The following is a 16,825-nucleotide window of genomic DNA, read 5'->3' as shown; positions in this document are numbered from 1 at the left end:
CAGCCGGGATACTCGGAGCATGTCGGACCTTCTCGCACGCCATCGCGCGGTCATGCCGAACTGGATGGCCCTCTACTACAACGAGCCCATCGAAATCGTCGGCGGCAAGGGGAACCGCGTCGTCGACGCGAACGGGAAGAGCTATCTGGACTTCTTCGCCGGGATCCTCACCAACATGATCGGGTACGACGTGCCCGAGGTGCGTGAGGCCGTCGAGCGCCAGCTCGCCACCGGCGTCGTCCACACCTCGACGCTGTACCTCATCCGCAGCCAGGTCGAGCTGGCCGAGAAGATCGCCCGCCTGTCGGGCATCCCGGACGCCAAGGTCTTCTTCACCAACTCCGGCACGGAGGCCAACGAGACGGCCCTGCTGCTGGCCACCTATGCCCGCGGGTCCGACCAGGTGCTCGCCATGCGGCAGAGCTACCACGGCCGGTCGTTCGGCGCGGTCAGCGTGACCTCCAACCGGTCGTGGAAGAACAACTCGCTGTCGCCGCTCAACGTGCACTTCCTGCACGGCGCCGACCGCCACCTCGCGCAGTTCCGCGGCATGTCGGACGCCGACTACATCGCGGCCTGCGTGGACGACCTGCGCCACGTGCTCGCCACGGCCGTCACCAAGGACGTCGCCGCGCTGATCGCCGAGCCCATCCAGGGCGTGGGCGGCTTCACGATGGCCCCCGACGGGCTGTTCGCCGCGTACAAGGAGGTCCTCGACGAGGAGGGCATCCTGTTCATCTCCGACGAGGTGCAGACCGGCTGGGGCCGTACGGGATCGGCGTTCTTCGGGATCCAGAACCACGGCGTGACGCCCGACATGATGACCTTCGCCAAGGGGCTCGGCAACGGCTTCGCGGTCGGCGGCATCGTGGCGCGCGGCGACCTCATGGACGGTCCGCACGCCGTGGGCCTGTCCACCTTCGGCGGCAACCCGATCTCGATGGCCGCGGCCAACGCGACGCTCGACTACGTGCTCGACCACGACCTGCAGGCCAACGCGGCGCGCACCGGCGAGATCATCGTCTCCGGGCTGCGCGAGGCGGCCGAGCGGCTGCCCGTCGTGGGCGACGTGCGCGGCAAGGGCCTGATGTTCGCGATCGAGCTGGTCGACCCCGCCACCGGCGCGCCCGCCCCCGCGCTGGCCGCCCGCTTCATGGAGGAGACCAAGCGGCTCGGCCTGCTCGCCGGCAAGGGCGGGCTGTACGGCAGCACGCTGCGCATGGCTCCGCCGCTCACGCTCACCGAGGACGAGGCCCGCGAGGGCCTGGGCATCCTCGTCACCGCTCTGGAGGCCGTCAACGATGAAGCACGTTAACCACTGGATCGGCGGCGCCCGGACCGGCGAGGTCGGCCGTACGGCCGACCTGTTCGACCCGGCGACCGGCGAGGTGAGCGGTCAGGTGTCGCTGGCCTCGGTCGAGGAGGTCGACGCCGCGGTGGAGGCGGCCGCACGGGCCTTCCCCGCCTGGCGCGACGCCTCGCTCACCAAGCGCACCCAGATCCTGTTCCGGTTCCGCGAACTGCTCGACGCGCACCGCGACGACCTGGCCGCGCTGATCACGGCCGAGCACGGCAAGGTGCACTCCGACGCGCTGGGCGAGGTGGCCCGCGGCCTGGAGGTCGTGGAGTTCGCCTGCGGCATCCCCCACCTGCTCAAGGGCGGCTACTCGGAGAACGTCTCGACCCGGTCGACTCCTACTCCATCCGCCAGCCGCTCGGCGTGGTGGCCGGCATCACCCCGTTCAACTTCCCGGCGATGGTCCCGATGTGGATGTTCCCGGTGGCGATCGCGTGCGGGAACACGTTCGTGCTCAAGCCCTCCGAGCGCGACCCCTCCGCGTCCCTGCTGCTCGCGGAGCTGTGGCAGCGGGCCGGGCTGCCGGACGGCGTGTTCAACGTGGTCCAGGGCGACAAGGCGGCGGTGGACCGGCTGCTGGAGCACCCGGACGTGCGGGCCGTGTCGTTCGTGGGCTCCACGCCGATCGCGCGGTACGTGTACGAGACCGGCACGGCCCACGGCAAGCGGGTGCAGGCTCTCGGCGGGGCCAAGAACCACATGCTCGTGCTCCCCGACGCCGACCTCGACCTGGTCGCCGACTCGGCCGTCTCCGCGGGCTTCGGCTCGGCGGGGGAGCGGTGCATGGCGATCTCCGTGGTGCTCGCGGTCGAACCGATCGGCGACGAGCTGGTCGAGAAGATCGTGTCGCGGGTGCGCGACCTCCAGATCGGCCCCGGAGACGACCCCGAGTCGCAGATGGGCCCACTCGTCACCGCCGCCCACCGGGACAAGGTGGCGTCCTACCTCGACCTCGGCGTCGAGGAGGGCGCCAAGCTCGTGATCGACGGCCGGGAGACCCCGGTGCGCGGCGGCCGGGGGAACGGCTTCTGGCTCGGCCCGACCGTCCTCGACCACGTGCCGCCGAACTCCCGCGTCCACCGCGAGGAGATCTTCGGCCCGGTGCTGTCGATCGTGCGCGTCCGCTCGTACGAGGAGGGCCTGGAGCTCATCAACACCGGCGAGTACGGCAACGGCACGGCGATCTTCACCAACGACGGCGGCGCGGCCCGGCGCTTCCAGAACGAGGTCGAGGTCGGCATGGTCGGCGTCAACGTGCCGATCCCGGTGCCGATGGCCTTCTACAGCTTCGGCGGCTGGAAGGCCTCGCTGTTCGGCGACACCCATGTGCACGGCACCGAGGGGGTCCACTTCTACACCAGGGGCAAGGTCGTCACCTCGCGGTGGCTCGACCCCTCCCACGGCGGCGTGAACCTGGGCTTCCCGACCAACGCCTGACGCCGTAGGCGACGCCCCGGACCAGCAGAGCCCAGTAGGCTCGGGGCGTCGTCTTCTCTCCTGGGGGTCGTGCGTGCGCCGTACACACGTGGCCGTGACGGTCGCGGCCGTGGGACTGCTCGCCGCCGCCTGCGCCGGCCGGTCCGCGCCCGCGACGGAGGTGGCCACGCCGGGTGTCTCGGCGGCCGCGGCGACGACGGCCTCCGGCGGCGCCGGTCCCAGCCCGTCGTCCGGCGGCCCCTCGCCCACCCCCGTCGCCTCCCTCGGGCCGGGCGAGGGGACGGTCAGCGTGGTCGCGATCGACGGGTACGCCGAGTGGGGCGGCGTCGATCCCAAGGTCAAGTGGGTCGGCACGTTCGAGAAGGAGACGGGCTGCAAGGTCAGCCTGCGTTACTACGACCCGCGCCAGGAGGAGAAGCCGGGCGACTTCCCGCCGTCGTCGTTCGACGTGATCTCCGCGACGCCCGAGGTGGGCGGCAGGCTGATGAACGAGGGCAAGGCCGCCCCGCTCAACACCGCTCTGCTGCACGGCTACGACAAGATTCCCAAGCGGCTGCGCACGCTGCCGTCGGTGACCCGGGGCGAGCGCGTGTACGGCGTGCCGTACGTGTGGGCGACCAACGAGATCCTCTACGACGCCGGCAAGGTCGGTCCCGACGGCCCACAGTCGCTCTTCACGGACAAGGGGCCCGTGATGCTTCGGGACCGTCCGCTGTCGCTGGCCGATGCCGCGCTGGCGCTCAAGGCCGAAGGCGCGGACGTCGGCGCGGACATCAAGGACCCGTTCGACCTGACCGACGCCCAGCTCGACGCCGCCGCCGAGCTGTTCACCTCCGGCAAGGACGGCCGCCGCACCTTCTGGCGTGATCCCGTCGAGGTCGTCCAGGGCTTCGCGACCGGGTCCGTACGGCTCGCGCAGGCCACGCCGTACCATCTGGACGTGCTCAGGCAGGGGCACAAGCCGGTCAGGGCGCTGACGGACCGGCCGGTGACCGGATGGGCCGACGCGTGGATGGTGTCGGCCCAGGCCGCGCATCCCTCGTGCGCGTACAAGTGGCTCGACTTCACGATGTCGGCGGACGTGCAGCGCAAGGTGTCCGCCTGGATGGGCCTCGCCCCGGCCAACCCCGAGGGGTGCACCGGCGCGGCCCGCCGGATCTGCGTGGACTACCGCGTCGGCACCTCCCGGGCGTTCCGGGGCGTCTACTTCGCCGTGCGTCCCGAGGCGTACGACAAGTGGGTGGAGCGCTGGTCGCGGATCGTGTCCTGATCCGCGCCCGGGAACGGCGCTCCGCTCAGCTCTGTTCGCCGGAGCTCAGCTCTGTTCACCGGAGCTGTGCGGCACCCGGTCGTGGTGGGACTCGCGGGCATCCAGGGGTGGGCGGGCATCCACCGGCGCGCGCTTGGGGAAGACGGTGTAGGCGAGCGGCCAGAAGACCAGCCAGACCACCATGGCGAACGTCAGGCGGCCGGCCCATTCCAGGAGCGCCACCGCGCGTTCGATGTCGCCGATGACCACGACACCGGCCAGCAGCAGACCGCAGGCGACGGCCCAGCCGATCATGCCCTTGCCCCAGGCACGCCATTCGTGCCGGGCCAGCTCCCTGCCGTAACGCTTGCGCCGGTCGGGCGGCGGCCCTCCGGCGTAGCGGTGGGCGAACCTGACGTCGGCCCACCGCACCATGTCGTGCCCGAAGGCGACGGTGAACCCCAGGTAGGCCGCGGCCAGCCCGTGCGTGAACTCCGCCCGGCCGCCGCCTCGGAGGTCGGCCACGCTCGCGACGAGGAGGACCAGGTCCACCAGGGGGACGGCGAGCAGCAGCAGGCCGCCGAGCCGCCGCAGGCGCAGGAGGTAACGGACGGCGAGCCCGGCGCCCAGCAGCACCCAGAACGCGACCTCGCAGGCGACGATCAGTCCGAACAGCATCACGGCTCCTTTTTCGCACGGCGTGCTACAAAAGCTCTTTCACACATTGTGCTATAAAAATCCGCGGGATGCGTGGCGGGAAGGGCGGGGCGGGAGGAGTGCTGTGCCGAAGATCGTGGACCACCAGGTGCGGCGGGAGGAGATCGCCGAGGCGCTGTGGCGGGTCGTGCGCCGGGACGGCGTCGGCGCCGCCACCGTCCGCAGCATCGCCGCGGAGGCCGGCTGGTCACCGAGCGCGCTGCGGCACTACTTCTCGACCCAGACGGAGCTGCTCGCCTTCGCGATGGAGCACGTCATCACACGGGTCCGCGCGCGCATCGAGACCACCGTCTTCCAGGGCCCCGTCCGCGTCGCCATACGCGCCCTGCTGGAGCAGTTGCTGCCCATGGACGCGGAGCGGCGCGCGGAGGCCGAGGTCTGGCTGCAACTGACCGCGCGCGCCCAGGGCGACCCTGCCGCCGCCGACTGGTTGCGCCGGGCGAACGACGGCACGGGGGAGGTGGCGGCCATCGCCGTCCGCGCGCTCGCCGACGAGGGGGAGCTCGCCGCTCATCGGGACGCCGAGTTCGAGGCGGCGCGGCTCCACGCCCTCATCGACGGTCTGAGCGTCCACGTCCTGACCCGGCCGGAGTCGATGCCGCCCGACCGCATGAGTGCCGTGCTGGCCGCCCATCTGGAGGATCTGGCGACCTGACGACGTCACGAGGCCGGGGGAAGCTTCGCGACCGCGGCCTGGAGGGCCGGCCCCGAGATGTCGGCGAACCCGCCACCGGGATAGTCGACCAGCCACACGTGCAGCATGTCGGTCTCGCCGGGCGGATCGCAGAGGGGGCAGGTGTGGGAGTGCCACGGCGTGAGCGAGCCGATCGCCGGGCCCCGGGCGCCCGGCGGCATGACGAACACCGCGCCCAGCAGGGTCTTCCCCTCGTGGTAGACCAGCACCTCCGGTTGCGCGGGGTTGAGGACCAGGCCGTCCTGCAGCAGCGCGGGGTTGGCGAGCTGCTGGACGCCGTCGTTGTCGGTCCAGACCCGGTAGCCCGCCCGCTCCGCGTCCGCCGCCGTGGGCAGACGACCGGCGGTCTCCCGCCGTACCGCGGCAGCCAGGGCCTGCGCCGCGCTCGTCGCGGCGTCGGCCGCCACCACGCCCGCGCCCGGCGTGAGGGGCTCCTGGGCCGCCGCCGCGGCCGGGGGCTGCGCCGCCCCATGGTGGTGATGTCCCGCGAGTGGTCCGGGCGAGGCCGTGGCGGGGCGCGCGACCAGGATCTCGTCGAAGGCCGTGGTGCCCCAGGAGGTGAAACTGACGCCGACCGCGGCGGCGACCAGGCAGGCGATCACCGCCGCGCCCACCCCTCCCGCCGACGGGATCCGGCCGGTGAGCATGCCGATCGGCCGGCGGGAGCCGGCGCCGTCGTCGTCCGCGACCGACGCGTACGCGACGAGGGCCGGCGCGGCGGCCGCGAGCAGCGTCTCCAGGAGAGCCGCGAGCGCCTCGGGGGCGCCTCCGGGGACGGGGGTCCACGCGTCCGGGCCGAGCGGAAGCCCGGCCGTCCTGCCGACCAGCCAGATCACGACCAGGGCGAGGTTGACGAACCCGCCGGTCAGCACCACCGGCTGCGTGGGGCGCAGGAGCAGGGCCGCCGCCCAGGCCAGTTGCACGCATCCCGCGACGGCGAACAGCACCCCGTGTCCGGGAGACGCGGCGAAGTGATCGGGCATCACGCCGAAGTGGATCGCGGCCGATCCCGCGGCCGGCGCGGCCAGAGTCAGCGGCGGCAGGCCGCGCAGTTTGTCCACATTGCGCATTATTGGGCGCAGTGATCTCGGTAGGGAAGGCCCGAAAACAGGAGCACCCCGGCTCCGGTCGTAGACGTCCTGGGTGGGGCTGAGCCCCGCCGACCCGGGGGTCAGGACATGGCGGCCCGGGAGCGGCGGGGCAGCGGCACCTTGCCCTCGGGTGCGGGCAGCAGGGCCTCGGCGCAGTCGTCGCAGGCGTGGACGGGGGCGTTGTCGGGGAGTGTGCCGACCTTGACCCGGGGGCGGGGCCACTTCTTGTGGCACACGACGCAGGCGTCGCCGTCGCGCTGCGTGGTGGTGAGGCCGGCAGGGTCGAACGTCAGCATGAGCCGCTCGGCGCCGTTCGGGTTCCAGCCCATCAAAGTCCCCCCTCGATCGCCTATCGGAACCGTTATAACGCGGTTACCCTTCGTGATCGGCGCGAGTCGGGCCAAGCGATGGTTAAATCGAGGCATAACGCAAGCCGTACAACAACAAAAGGGACACCTCGGAACAGACCGGGTGCCCCTTTTGATGTTGTTCAAACCGTCTAGTCCACGTTGAGCGCCTTCTCCAGAATGGAGAGGCCCTCCTCGAGCAGGTGGTCCGGGATGACCAGCGGCGGCAGGAAGCGCAGCACGTTGCCGTACGTCCCGGCGGTGAGCACGAGCAGGCCCTGCTCGTGGCACCTGCGCGCGATCTCGGCGGCCGGGTAGGGCTCCTTGGTCCCCGGGACCACGAGCTCGACGGCGATCATCGCGCCGCGCCCGCGTACGTCCCCGACGATCGGGTTGTGCTCCTGGATGGCGCGCAGGCGGGGCAGCATGACCTCGCCGATGTGCCGGGCGCGCTCGACGAGCTTGTCCTGCTCGATGGTCTCCAGCACGCCCAGGGCCGCCTCGCAGGCGAGCGGGTTGCCGCCGTACGTGCCGCCGAGACCGCCGCTGTGGACGTGGTCGAGCAGGTCGGCCCTGCCGGTCACGGCCGCCAGCGGCAGGCCGCCGGCGATGCCCTTGGCGGTGGTGATGATGTCCGGGACGATGCCCTCGTCCTCGCAGGCGAACATGTGGCCGGTGCGGGCGAAGCCCGTCTGCACCTCGTCGGCGATGAAGACGATGCCGTTGGCGCGGCAGAACTCGACGATCTTCGGCAGGAAGCCGCGGGCCGGCTCGATGAATCCGCCCTCGCCCGCGATCGGCTCGATGAGCACCGCCGCGACGTTCTCCGCGCCGATCTGCTTGTTGATCATGTCGATCGCCTGGGCCGCGGCCTCCTCGGCACAGTTGTCCGGGCCGGTCGGCCAGCGGAACGGGTAGGCGAGCGGCACCCGGTACACCTCGGGCGCGAACGGCCCGAACCCGTGCTTGTACGGCATGCTCTTGGCCGTCAGCGTCATCGTCAGCAGCGTGCGGCCGTGGTAGCCGTGGTCGAAGACGACGACCGCCTGCCGTCCGGTGGCGTGCCGGGCGACCTTGACCGCGTTCTCGACGGCCTCCGCGCCGCTGTTGACCAGGAAGGTGCGCTTCTCGTGGTCGCCGGGCGTGAGCGCGTTGAGCTTCTCGCACACCGCGACGTACGACTCGTAGGGCGCGACCATGAAACAGGTGTGGGTGAAGTCGGCGACCTGCTTCTGCACGCGCTCGACGACCCGGGGGGCGGCGTTGCCGACGTTGGTCACGGCGATGCCGGAGCCGAAGTCGATCAGCGAGTTGCCGTCCGCGTCGACGATCACACCGCCGCCCGCGTGGGTCACGAAGACGGGCAGCGTGGTGCCGATGCCCGGAGGCACGGCGGACTGCTTGCGCGCGAAAAGCTCGCGCGACCGCGGGCCGGGGATCTCGGTGACGAGGCGGCGCTCCTGCGGGAGCTGCGGGCCGCCGTGCGTGGTGGCAGTGCTCATATCTCCGACGGTACGGCCGCCGCCGCCACCAGCCGATATGCCGCTATGTCAGAATGTAGGCGTACTTTTGGCCGGTGAGGACAAGCCGGGTGTTCGGGGGGAAGAGCAGTGGCACCCACGCTGCGCCGGATCACCGCGATCGTACCGCTCCACCTGGAGGTTCTCGCCGGGCGGAACGGTCTCGACCGCCCCGTCCGCTGGGTCGCGGTGAGCGAGCTGGAGGACCCCACGCCGTTCCTGGAGGGCGGCGAGCTGGTGCTCACGACCGGCATGCGCCTGTCCGCCGGCGACGCCGTGCCGTACGTCTCCCGGCTCGTGGCCCGGGGCGTCAGCGGGCTGGGGTTCGGGGTGGGGCTGAGCCACGACGCGGTGCCGCCCGCCTTCGCCGAGGCGGCCGAGTCCGCCGGGCTGCCGCTGGTCGAGGTGCCGAGGGCCACCCCCTTCATCGCGATCGGCAAGGCCGTCAGCGACCTGCTCGCGGGGGAGCAGTACGAGGAGATCAGCCGCGCCTTCGCCGCCCAGGGCAGGCTCACCCGCGCCGCCCTCCAGCGGGAGGGGCCGGTGGCCGTGGTGGACCGGCTGTCCAGGGAGATCGGCGGCTGGGCGCTGCTGCTCGACCCCGCGGGCGCCGTACGGCACGCCGCCGACGCGACCGGCCGTCATACGGGTGACAAGCACGCAAGTCCGGGTGACAGGCGCGGCGCGGCGGGAGACTGGGCGCGGGAGACGGCACGGTCGCTGGAGCCCGAGATCGCCCGGCTGCGGAGCGCGCCGTCCCTGGCGAGCCTCGCCCTGTCCACCCCGGACGAGCACGTCGTCGTCCAGCCGCTGGGCCGGAGGGGATTCTTCGCGGTGGGGTCGCCGCGTCCGTTCTCGCCCATCGCGCACACGGTCGTCAACGCGGCCGGGTCCCTGCTGACGCTGGCGCTTGAACAGGGCAGGGAGCAGCGCTCGGCGGCGGCGCACGTGCGGTCGGCGGTGCTCCGGCTGTTGCTGGCCGGTGAGGCGCGGGCGGCCGCGGAGACGCTGGCGGCCCTGGGCATGCGGCTGCCGGGGGATCCGGTCACGGTCCTCGCCTGCGACACCGCCGACCCGGAGGCCCTGACCGAGGCCCTGGCCGGCGCGGTGCCGGGCCCGCGGGCCGGCTTCGCCGCCATGGGAACCTTCACCGCGCCCTGGGAAGGGCTGCTCGTCGTGCTGGCCCCGGACCCGCACGCCGACGAGGTCGTCGCGCTGGCCGCGCGGCACGGCCGGGTGGGTGTGAGCGCACCCGGCGTGGAGATCGCCCGTTCCGAGGGCCGTGTGGAAGACCGCATGGAAAGCCCGGATCCAGAACTCGACCGCGCCTTGACCCGTGCTCCCGACCGTATCCCCGACCGGGCCCTCGCCACCGCCCTCGACCGGGCCCTCGACCAGGCGCGGCGGGCGCTCGTCTCGGCCTCGCCGGTGGCGCGCTTCAGCGAACTCGCCGGGCGCGGGCTGCTGTCGCTGCTCGATCCGGCCGCCGCCGCGTCGTTCGCGGCGGCGATCCTCGCGCCGCTCCGCGATTACGGCTCGCGCGCCGATCTGGTCGAATCGCTGCGCGCCTACCTGGCCAGCAACGGCCACTGGGACGCCGCCGCGCAGCGCCTGGGCGTGCACCGGCACACGCTGCGCTACCGGATGAAGCGAGTGAGCGAGTTGCTCGGCCGCGATCTGGACGATCCCGCCGTCCGGGCCGAGCTGTGGATCGCGCTGTGCCTGTGATGCGGATCAGGAGGGGCGTGCGAGGAAGGCGCGGACGGCGGCCTGGGTGACGATCTCGTACGTCTTGCCGTCGGGCAGATGCCCGGCACGTTCCAGGCTGAGTGCGCCCTGTGCCGCGGCCCACAGCGCGTCGGCGATCTTCCGGGGCTGGGTGGGCACGAGGTGGCCCGCGGAGATGCAGTCGGCGATCACCCGGTCCACGATGTTGAGCGCGGCCTCGCGAGCGTGCGGGCGCGCTCGCTCGGTACGAAGCCGGGGATGGCCCGCTCGAACATGAGGCTGTAGTAGCCGGGTTCGGCCAGCGCCGCCTCCCGGTACGCGGGACCGAGCAGGCTCAGGTGCTCCAGCGGGTCGTCGCGCTTCGGCACGGCCTCCAGCCTGCGCCGGAACCGCTCGAACCCCTCCAGGTAGAGCGCCTCGGCCAGTCCCTCCTTGCTGCCGAACATCGTGTAGATGACCTGGGTGGAGCAGCCGGCCTCGGCGGCGATCCTGCGTACGGTGAGGCTCTCCGGCCCGGCCTTGGCGAGCAGGTCGTTGGCGACGTCGAGGAGACGGGTGCGCAGCTCGTCGTAGTTGCTGCGATGGCCGCGTGCGTAGGCACCCTGAAGACCGAGCGGCGCCGGCGTACCCATCAGCGACGAGCCCTTCTCATATTGGGGGTCCCGCGACAGACCCGGATGATGACTTAACCATGCCGCTCGGCTTTCAAACCGCAGTGAAACAGAAAACATCATGAAATTGCCGCGCATCTGTGACATGGGAGAAGTTGTCCATGATGGCGCGGCGGGGGGCGGTGATTGGCCCGTCCGGAGTAGCGACCGGCTCCCACCAGGTGGCATAGCGTGAAGACATGGACGTAGGCCGCACTTCCGAACCCCGCCCCTTCTGGCTCGCCGGGCGCCCGCGACCGGGGACGCCGAGCAGGCCGTGACCAATTCCCACGACGGCCAGGTCGTCGCGTCCACTCGGTGCCGACCCCCGAGCAGGTCGAGCAGGCCGTGGCCGCCGCGCACGCCGTACGCAAGCAGGCCGCCGCGCTGCCCATCCACGTACGCGCCGAGGCGCTGGCCCACGTGGCCCGGCGGCTGACCGAGCGCGCCGAGGAGATCGCCCGCCTGATCAGCGCGGAGAACGGCAAGCCGATCTTCTGGGCGCGTGGCGAGGTGGGCCGCGCGATCTCGACGTTCCGCTTCGGCGCGGAGGAGGCCCGCCGGTTCAGCGGCGAGGTGCAGCGGCTCGACACCGAGCCGGCGGCGCAGGGACGGCTCGCCTACGTCTCCCGCGTGCCGTACGGCCCGGTGCTGGCGATCACGCCGTTCAACTTCCCGCTCAACCTGGTGGCGCACAAGGTCGCCCCCGCCATCGCCGTGGGCGCGCCCATCGTGGTCAAGCCCGCGCCCGCGACCCCGCTGTCGGCGCTCGTCCTCGGCGAGATCCTGGCCGAGACCGACCTGCCCGAGGGCATGTTCTCCGTGCTGCCGGTGCCCAACGACCGGGCGTCCTCTCTCGTGCAGGACCCGAGGCTGCCGGTCGTCTCCTTCACCGGATCCGGCCCGGTCGGCTACTCGATCATGGACAGCGTGCCGCGCAAGCACGTCACGCTCGAACTCGGCGGCAACGCCGCCGCGGTCGTGCTGGCCGACGCCGACCTCGACTGGGCGGCGAGCCGCGTGGCGCTGTTCTCCAACTACCAGGCGGGCCAGAGCTGCATCGCGGTGCAGCGCGTGATCGTGGAGGACACGGTCGCCGACGCGTTCACCGACAAGCTCGTCGCCGCCGTCGGCGCGCTCGTGACCGGCGACCCCGCGGACGACAAGACGCAGGTCGGCCCTCTCGTCAGCGAGGACGCCGCGATCCGCGTCGAGAGCTGGGTCAACGAGGCCGTCTCGGCCGGGGCGCGCCTGCTGGCGGGCGGCACCAGGGACGGCGCGACCGTCGCTCCCACCGTGCTGGCCGACGTGCCCGCCGACGCCAAGGTGGCCTGCGAGGAGGTCTTCGGGCCCGTCATGATCGTGCAGCGGGTCACCTCGGTCGACGAGGCGTTCGCCGCGGTCAACGACTCCCGCTACGGCCTGCAGGCCGGGGTCTTCACCCGCAGCCTGGACGTCGCCTTCCGGGCCAACCGCGAGCTGGAGGTCGGCGGCGTCATCATCGGCGACGTGCCGTCCTACCGGGCCGACCAGATGCCGTACGGCGGGGTCAAGGAGTCGGGCGTGGGACGCGAGGGGCTGCGCTCGGCCATGGAGGACCTCACCTACGAGAAGGTCATGGTGCTCACCGGCCTCACGCTGTAGAACCAGGCGTACGAAGGGGCCCGGGGGACCACGTCGCGGCCGTCGTCTTTTCGGGAGCCCCGGCGCTGTCAGAGGAGGCTCAGGGCCGTCAGAGGAGACTCAGCGCCGTGGCGAGGCCGGGGTCGCGCCCCGTGGCCAGATCGAGGGCCGTCATGGGGGCGTAGTGGTCGACGGGGACGCCGATCGTGTCGATGGTCTCCCGGGCCGGTCCGAGGTGCCGGACCTTGGGCAGCAGCAGCACACTGCCGTCGTCGAGAAGGTACGGCTCGGCAGGCCCGGAGACGGCCCCCGCGGTGCGGGTCCCGACGAGCGCGCCCAGGCCGTTGTCCTTCACGGCCGCGCTGAAGTCCTCGCAGGCCGAGGCGCACGCGCGGTCCGTGAGCACGACCAGGCGCAGCCCGAGCAGCGGGACGGTGTCGTCGGTGTGGTTGGCCGCGCAGTTACCCTTGAGGGGGCAGAAATAGCTGGTGACCTTGCCGTGCGCGAACGCGCCGAGCAGCCGGGTCACCTCGCGCGGCGACCCGCCGCCGTTGCCGCGCAGGTCGATGACCGCGGCCTTCGAGGTGTCCTTCAGCTTGGCGATGGCCTGGTCGGCCGCACCCTCGAAGAACCCGGGCACCTTGACGTAGGTGACGCCGCCGGGGAGCGACTTCGACGTCACCGCCCGCTTCTGCTCTTCGAGGGGACCCGCGGTGAGCTGCACGGTTCTGACGCGTCCCGTCGTGGGCCGCTTGAGCGTGAGCCGTACCGTGTCGGAGGCGAACGCGTCGATGAGGCTCTGGTTCACCTTGTCCCCGATGAACGCCGGTATGCCGTCGACCTTCTCGATGATGTCGCCGGGCCGGATGCCGGCCTTGTCTGCCGGGCTGCGAGGCAGGACGCGGGTGATGAACAGCGGCGGCCGGGCAGCCGGGTCCAATCGTGGGCCCTGCGCGGCCGACAGGCCCGCGATGCCCGTGCCGGTCGGCCCGCCCTCCGGCGGGGGAGCGGGCCTGTCCACCCGGGCGTGGTCGTCGTGGAGCCCGGCGACCATCCCGATGATCGCGGCGCGCAGGGCGTGCGCGTCGCCTGTGCCGATCATGTCGGCGAAGGCGGCCCAGTCGGCGTCGCGGTTCCCCGTCAGCGCGGGCAGGCGAAGACCGGCCTTGTCGGCGCCGCGCCGCATCAGATCCTGGGTGTACGCGGCGAGAGCGTCCCGCAGCAGGACCTTCGAATCGAGCACGGGCCCGCTGTAGTAGTTGTCCAGCACGCACTCGTACGCCTGCCGGAGCGTGTTCACCGACGTCGGCGGCGCGGACTCGGGCGGCGGCGCGGTGATCCGGACGCACCCGCCGCCCTCGGTGGCCTGCGCGGTGACGACTTGCGCGGCGGCGGCCTGCGCGGCGGGGGCCGGGAGGGCGGCGGACAGGGTGCCGGCGGCCAGCAGGACGGCGGCGCAGAGAGTTCTGATCATGCCCGTCAGCGTGGCCGGAGCTGGGTTGCACGACCGTGAACGGAACCGTTAACGCCGCTGTTACCCCGCTTCGGCTAGGAACGTCGGCATGCGGGTACTCGTGGCCGAAGACGAGCGCGACCTGGCCGACCTCGTGGCGATGGGACTGCGCCGCCACGCGATGGCGGTCGACGTGGTGTACGACGGGGCCGCCGCGGCCGAGCGGCTGGCGGTGAGCGACTACGACGTCCTCGTCCTCGACCGCGACCTGCCCGAGCTGCACGGCGACCTCGTGTGCCGCGACCTGGTGGCGCGCGGGAGCCGTACGCGGATCCTCATGATGACGGCGGCGTCGTCGGTGCCGGAGAGGGTCGCCGGCCTCGGCATGGGAGCCGACGACTACCTGCCCAAGCCCTTCGACTTCACCGAACTGGTCGCGCGGGTGCGGGCGCTGGGACGGCGCAGCCGGGACCAGGTGCCCCCGGTGCTGACCCGGCACGGGATCGTGCTCGACACGCACCGGCTCCAGGCGTCCAGGGACGGCCGGCACCTGCACCTGTCGCTCAAGGAGTTCGCCGTCCTGGAGGTGCTGATGCGGGCGGAGGGCGCGGTGGTGAGCGCCGAGCGGCTCCTGGAGGAGGCGTGGGACGAGAACGCCGACCCCTTCACGACCGTGGTGCGGGTCGTGGTCAGCCGCCTGCGCGCGAAGCTGGGCGACCCGCCGTGCATCCAGACCGTTCCCGGCGCCGGATACCTGCTGTGACGACGGTCCGGGTACGACTCACGCTGATCTACTCGGGGCTCTTCCTGCTCACCTCCGTCGTGCTGCTGGTCATCGTCAACATGTTGCTGCGCCAGGCGCTGCACGCGCGGATCGAGAGCTTTCGCGGGGTCGGCGTGGGAGAGGCACCTCCGGCCCCGGCCGCTCTGCTCCCCCGATCGGCGGTGAAGCCGCTCCCGCCGCTGTCCGAGCTGGCGCGGGAGGTGATCCACTATCAGTGGGACGTGAGCGCGCTGGCGATCGGGGTCCTGACCCTGGTGTCGGTGGTCGTGGGCTGGGTGATCGCGGGGCGGATCCTGCGGCCCGTCCACCGGATCACCGCCACCGCGCAGCGGCTGTCCCTGTCCACCCTGCACGAGCGGATCGCCCTCGGCGGGCCGCGGGACGAGCTGAAGGAGCTGGCCGACACCTTCGACGCCATGCTCGACCGGCTGGAGCGCTCGGTCGAGGGGCAGCGGCGGTTCATCGCGAACGCGTCCCACGAGCTGCGCACTCCGCTGGCCGTGCAGCGGACGGCGATCGAGATCGGCCTGCCCGAGGACGTCGGCGAGATCCGCGAGAAGCTCCTGTTCCACAACCATCGGATCGAGGGCCTCATCGACGCCCTGCTGGTCCTCTCCCAGGCCGAGCACGGCCTGCAGAGGCGGGCTCCCGTGGCCTTCCACGAGGTCGTACGGCTCGTCCTGGCCGAGACGGACGCGGACGAGGTGTCGGTGACCGCGCGGATCGAGCCGCTCCTCGTCTACGGGGATCCGGTCCTGCTGGATCGGCTCGTCACCAACCTCGTCGGCAACGCCGTCCGCTACAACCACCCCGGAGGAGCCGTCGAGGTGACGCTCGCCGGGGGCGTGCTGACGGTCCGCAACACCGGTCCCGAGGTGCCGGCCGAACGCTTCGGAGACCTCTTCGCGCCCTTCCGCCGCCTGCACACGACCCGGGGGCAGGGCGCGGGGCTCGGGCTGTCGATCGTCGCCTCGATCGCGACGGCGCACGGGGCCGCCGTGACAGCGCGCCCGAATCCCGGCGGCGGCCTCGAGGTCGTCGTGACGTTCCCGGCGGACCCGTAGGGGAATCAGCCGCGTTCGCCGGGAGGCGGGTGTACGACACCCGTGCGCGGGCAGCGGGACGTCCGCGGCCCGTGCGGCCGGAACGGCCTTCGCCGTCTCCTGCTTCGCGGTGGTCGTGGCCGAGGCGCCGCCCGGCCTTCACGTCATGCTGGCCGAGTGAACGGGACGCTGAGATGCCGGAAGTATCGCAGCTAGGGGAGCATTCCGACGGGGTCGAACTGCTGCGCCGCACGCCGGGGCTGAAGGTGCTGGACGACGATGACGACGATCCCGTCCTCGTGCGCGCCGACGGCGGCCCGGTGGACACCTGGCGCGAGCACTATCCGTACGACCACCGCATCTCCCGGCAGGAGTACGACCAGCAGAAGCGGCTGCTGCAGATCGAGCTGCTGAAGCTGCAGTACTGGCTGAAGGACACCGGTGGCCGCCTGGTCATCCTGTTCGAGGGACGGGACGCGGCCGGCAAGGGCGGCACCATCAAGCGCTTCATGGAGCACCTCAACCCCCGCGGTGCGACCGTGGTGGCGCTGGAGAAGCCCAGCGAGCGCGAGCGCACCCAGTGGTACTTCCAGCGGTACGTCGAGCACCTTCCGGCCGCGGGAGAGATCGTGCTGTTCGACCGGTCCTGGTACAACCGGGCCGGGGTCGAGCGGGTCATGGGCTTCTGCACTCCGGAGGAGTACATGGAGTTCATGTACCAGGCGCCGCTGTTCGAGCGGATGCTCGTACGCGACGGCATCCGCCTGGTCAAGCTGTGGTTCTCGGTGTCGCGGGCCGAGCAGCGCACCCGGTTCGTCATCCGCCAGGTGGACCCCGTACGGCAGTGGAAGCTGTCGCCGATGGACATCGCCTCGCTGGACCTGTGGGACGAGTACACCCGGGCCAAGGAGGACATGTTCCTCAACACCGACACCGAGGACGCCCCCTGGACGATCATCAAGAGCAACGACAAGAAGCGCGGCAGGCTGGAGGCGATGCGCTACGTCCTGTCCCTGTACGACTACGACGACAAGGACGCCTCGGTCGTGGGCGAGCCCGACCCCCTGATCGTCCGGTCCGCCGCCGACATCGTGGACGAGGACAACGCCGAGCCGCTGTCGCCGTTCTGACC

General features: G+C 71.9%; 14 protein-coding genes and 2 pseudogenes. 9 read left to right on the top strand and 7 right to left on the bottom strand.

The window, feature by feature from the left end:
• Positions 1-19 precede the first annotated feature (19 nt).
• From B1L11_RS30770 to B1L11_RS30760, 3 genes and pseudogenes are all read left to right on the top strand, one after another.
• Positions 20-1,315, top strand: coding sequence for an aspartate aminotransferase family protein (locus B1L11_RS30770; RefSeq protein WP_079318906.1), 1,296 nt, complete (start codon positions 20-22; stop codon positions 1,313-1,315).
• A pseudogene (locus B1L11_RS30765) lies at positions 1,302-2,794 on the top strand (CoA-acylating methylmalonate-semialdehyde dehydrogenase). Before B1L11_RS30770 ends, B1L11_RS30765 begins: the two are co-directional and overlap by 14 nt.
• A 94-nt stretch (positions 2,795-2,888) precedes the next feature.
• On the top strand, positions 2,889-4,064 hold the full coding sequence (locus tag B1L11_RS30760; RefSeq protein ID WP_179155399.1) for an extracellular solute-binding protein: 1,176 nt from the start codon (positions 2,889-2,891) through the stop codon (positions 4,062-4,064).
• Positions 4,065-4,109: 45 nt separating this feature from the next.
• Here the strand turns inward: B1L11_RS30760 and B1L11_RS30755 are convergent, their stop codons facing one another.
• Positions 4,110-4,721, bottom strand: coding sequence for a hypothetical protein (locus tag B1L11_RS30755; protein ID WP_079318904.1), 612 nt, complete (start codon positions 4,719-4,721; stop codon positions 4,110-4,112).
• A gap of 103 nt (positions 4,722-4,824) precedes the next feature.
• Between B1L11_RS30755 and B1L11_RS30750 the strand changes: the two genes are divergently transcribed.
• Positions 4,825-5,415, top strand: a complete 591-nt coding sequence (locus B1L11_RS30750) for a TetR/AcrR family transcriptional regulator (RefSeq protein WP_079318903.1) — start codon at positions 4,825-4,827, stop codon at positions 5,413-5,415.
• Between the two features lie 5 nt (positions 5,416-5,420).
• On the opposite strand, the gene B1L11_RS30745 is transcribed toward B1L11_RS30750, so the two are convergent.
• From B1L11_RS30745 to gabT, 3 genes are all read right to left on the bottom strand, one after another.
• Positions 5,421-6,515: a hypothetical protein gene (locus B1L11_RS30745; protein WP_079318902.1), complete on the bottom strand. Its 1,095-nt coding sequence runs from the start codon at positions 6,513-6,515 to the stop codon at positions 5,421-5,423.
• A 110-nt stretch (positions 6,516-6,625) separates the two neighbouring features.
• A complete protein-coding gene (locus B1L11_RS30740) occupies positions 6,626-6,874 on the bottom strand; it encodes a hypothetical protein (RefSeq protein ID WP_079318901.1) in 249 nt (82 codons plus the stop codon).
• 170 nt (positions 6,875-7,044) lie between these two features.
• Positions 7,045-8,394: a 4-aminobutyrate--2-oxoglutarate transaminase gene (gabT, locus tag B1L11_RS30735; protein ID WP_079318900.1), complete on the bottom strand. Its 1,350-nt coding sequence runs from the start codon at positions 8,392-8,394 to the stop codon at positions 7,045-7,047.
• Positions 8,395-8,502: 108 nt separating this feature from the next.
• Here gabT and B1L11_RS30730 point away from each other — a divergent pair, with 108 nt between their 5' ends.
• A complete protein-coding gene (locus B1L11_RS30730; protein ID WP_079318899.1) occupies positions 8,503-10,140 on the top strand; it encodes a PucR family transcriptional regulator in 1,638 nt (545 codons plus the stop codon).
• 6 nt (positions 10,141-10,146) lie between these two features.
• Here B1L11_RS30730 and B1L11_RS52350 read toward each other — a convergent pair whose 3' ends face one another.
• Together B1L11_RS52350 and B1L11_RS30725 are read right to left on the bottom strand one after the other, a co-directional pair.
• Positions 10,147-10,332, bottom strand: coding sequence for a hypothetical protein (locus tag B1L11_RS52350; protein ID WP_372974747.1), 186 nt, complete (start codon positions 10,330-10,332; stop codon positions 10,147-10,149).
• On the bottom strand, positions 10,329-10,772 hold the full coding sequence (locus B1L11_RS30725) for a TetR/AcrR family transcriptional regulator (RefSeq protein WP_256863031.1): 444 nt from the start codon (positions 10,770-10,772) through the stop codon (positions 10,329-10,331). The genes B1L11_RS52350 and B1L11_RS30725 overlap by 4 nt, the downstream gene beginning before the upstream one ends.
• Before the next feature lie 218 nt (positions 10,773-10,990).
• Here B1L11_RS30725 and B1L11_RS30720 point away from each other — a divergent pair.
• Positions 10,991-12,434 (top strand): annotated as a pseudogene (locus B1L11_RS30720) (aldehyde dehydrogenase family protein).
• Between the two features lie 88 nt (positions 12,435-12,522).
• On the opposite strand, the gene B1L11_RS30715 reads toward B1L11_RS30720, so the two are convergent.
• Positions 12,523-13,887: a S41 family peptidase gene (locus tag B1L11_RS30715; protein ID WP_079318898.1), complete on the bottom strand. Its 1,365-nt coding sequence runs from the start codon at positions 13,885-13,887 to the stop codon at positions 12,523-12,525.
• Between the two features lie 88 nt (positions 13,888-13,975).
• On the opposite strand from B1L11_RS30715, the gene B1L11_RS30710 reads away from it, so the two are divergent.
• From B1L11_RS30710 to ppk2, 3 genes are all read left to right on the top strand, one after another.
• Complete coding sequence (locus B1L11_RS30710; protein ID WP_079318897.1) at positions 13,976-14,629, top strand: response regulator transcription factor; 654 nt, start codon at positions 13,976-13,978, stop codon at positions 14,627-14,629.
• Positions 14,626-15,714, top strand: a complete 1,089-nt coding sequence (locus B1L11_RS30705) for an ATP-binding protein (RefSeq protein WP_079318896.1) — start codon at positions 14,626-14,628, stop codon at positions 15,712-15,714. The genes B1L11_RS30710 and B1L11_RS30705 overlap by 4 nt, the downstream gene beginning before the upstream one ends.
• A 173-nt stretch (positions 15,715-15,887) precedes the next feature.
• Entirely contained in the window at positions 15,888-16,823 is a 936-nt protein-coding gene (gene ppk2 / locus B1L11_RS30700) for a polyphosphate kinase 2 (RefSeq protein ID WP_079318895.1), read from the top strand.
• The last annotated feature ends 2 nt before the right edge of the window (positions 16,824-16,825 follow it).

Source organism: Microbispora sp. GKU 823 (assembly GCF_002027145.1).
Classification (GTDB): Bacteria; Actinomycetota; Actinomycetes; order Streptosporangiales; family Streptosporangiaceae; genus Microbispora; species Microbispora siamensis.
Note: the sequence above shows the minus strand (reverse complement) of the source record. Positions and strands in the feature narration are given on the sequence as shown.

Excerpts from the sequence above, each read along its gene's own strand:
- B1L11_RS30770 (WP_079318906.1), top strand. The coding sequence starts at position 20 with ATGTCGGACCTTCTCGCACGCCATCGCGCGGTCATGCCGAACTGGATG.
- B1L11_RS30755 (WP_079318904.1), bottom strand. The coding sequence starts at position 4,721 with ATGCTGTTCGGACTGATCGTCGCCTGCGAGGTCGCGTTCTGGGTGCTG.
- B1L11_RS30740 (WP_079318901.1), bottom strand. The coding sequence starts at position 6,874 with ATGGGCTGGAACCCGAACGGCGCCGAGCGGCTCATGCTGACGTTCGAC.
- gabT (WP_079318900.1), bottom strand. The coding sequence starts at position 8,394 with ATGAGCACTGCCACCACGCACGGCGGCCCGCAGCTCCCGCAGGAGCGC.
- B1L11_RS30725 (WP_256863031.1), bottom strand. The coding sequence starts at position 10,772 with ATGGGTACGCCGGCGCCGCTCGGTCTTCAGGGTGCCTACGCACGCGGC.
- B1L11_RS30715 (WP_079318898.1), bottom strand. The coding sequence starts at position 13,887 with ATGATCAGAACTCTCTGCGCCGCCGTCCTGCTGGCCGCCGGCACCCTG.
- B1L11_RS30710 (WP_079318897.1), top strand. The coding sequence starts at position 13,976 with ATGCGGGTACTCGTGGCCGAAGACGAGCGCGACCTGGCCGACCTCGTG.
- ppk2 (WP_079318895.1), top strand. The coding sequence starts at position 15,888 with ATGCCGGAAGTATCGCAGCTAGGGGAGCATTCCGACGGGGTCGAACTG.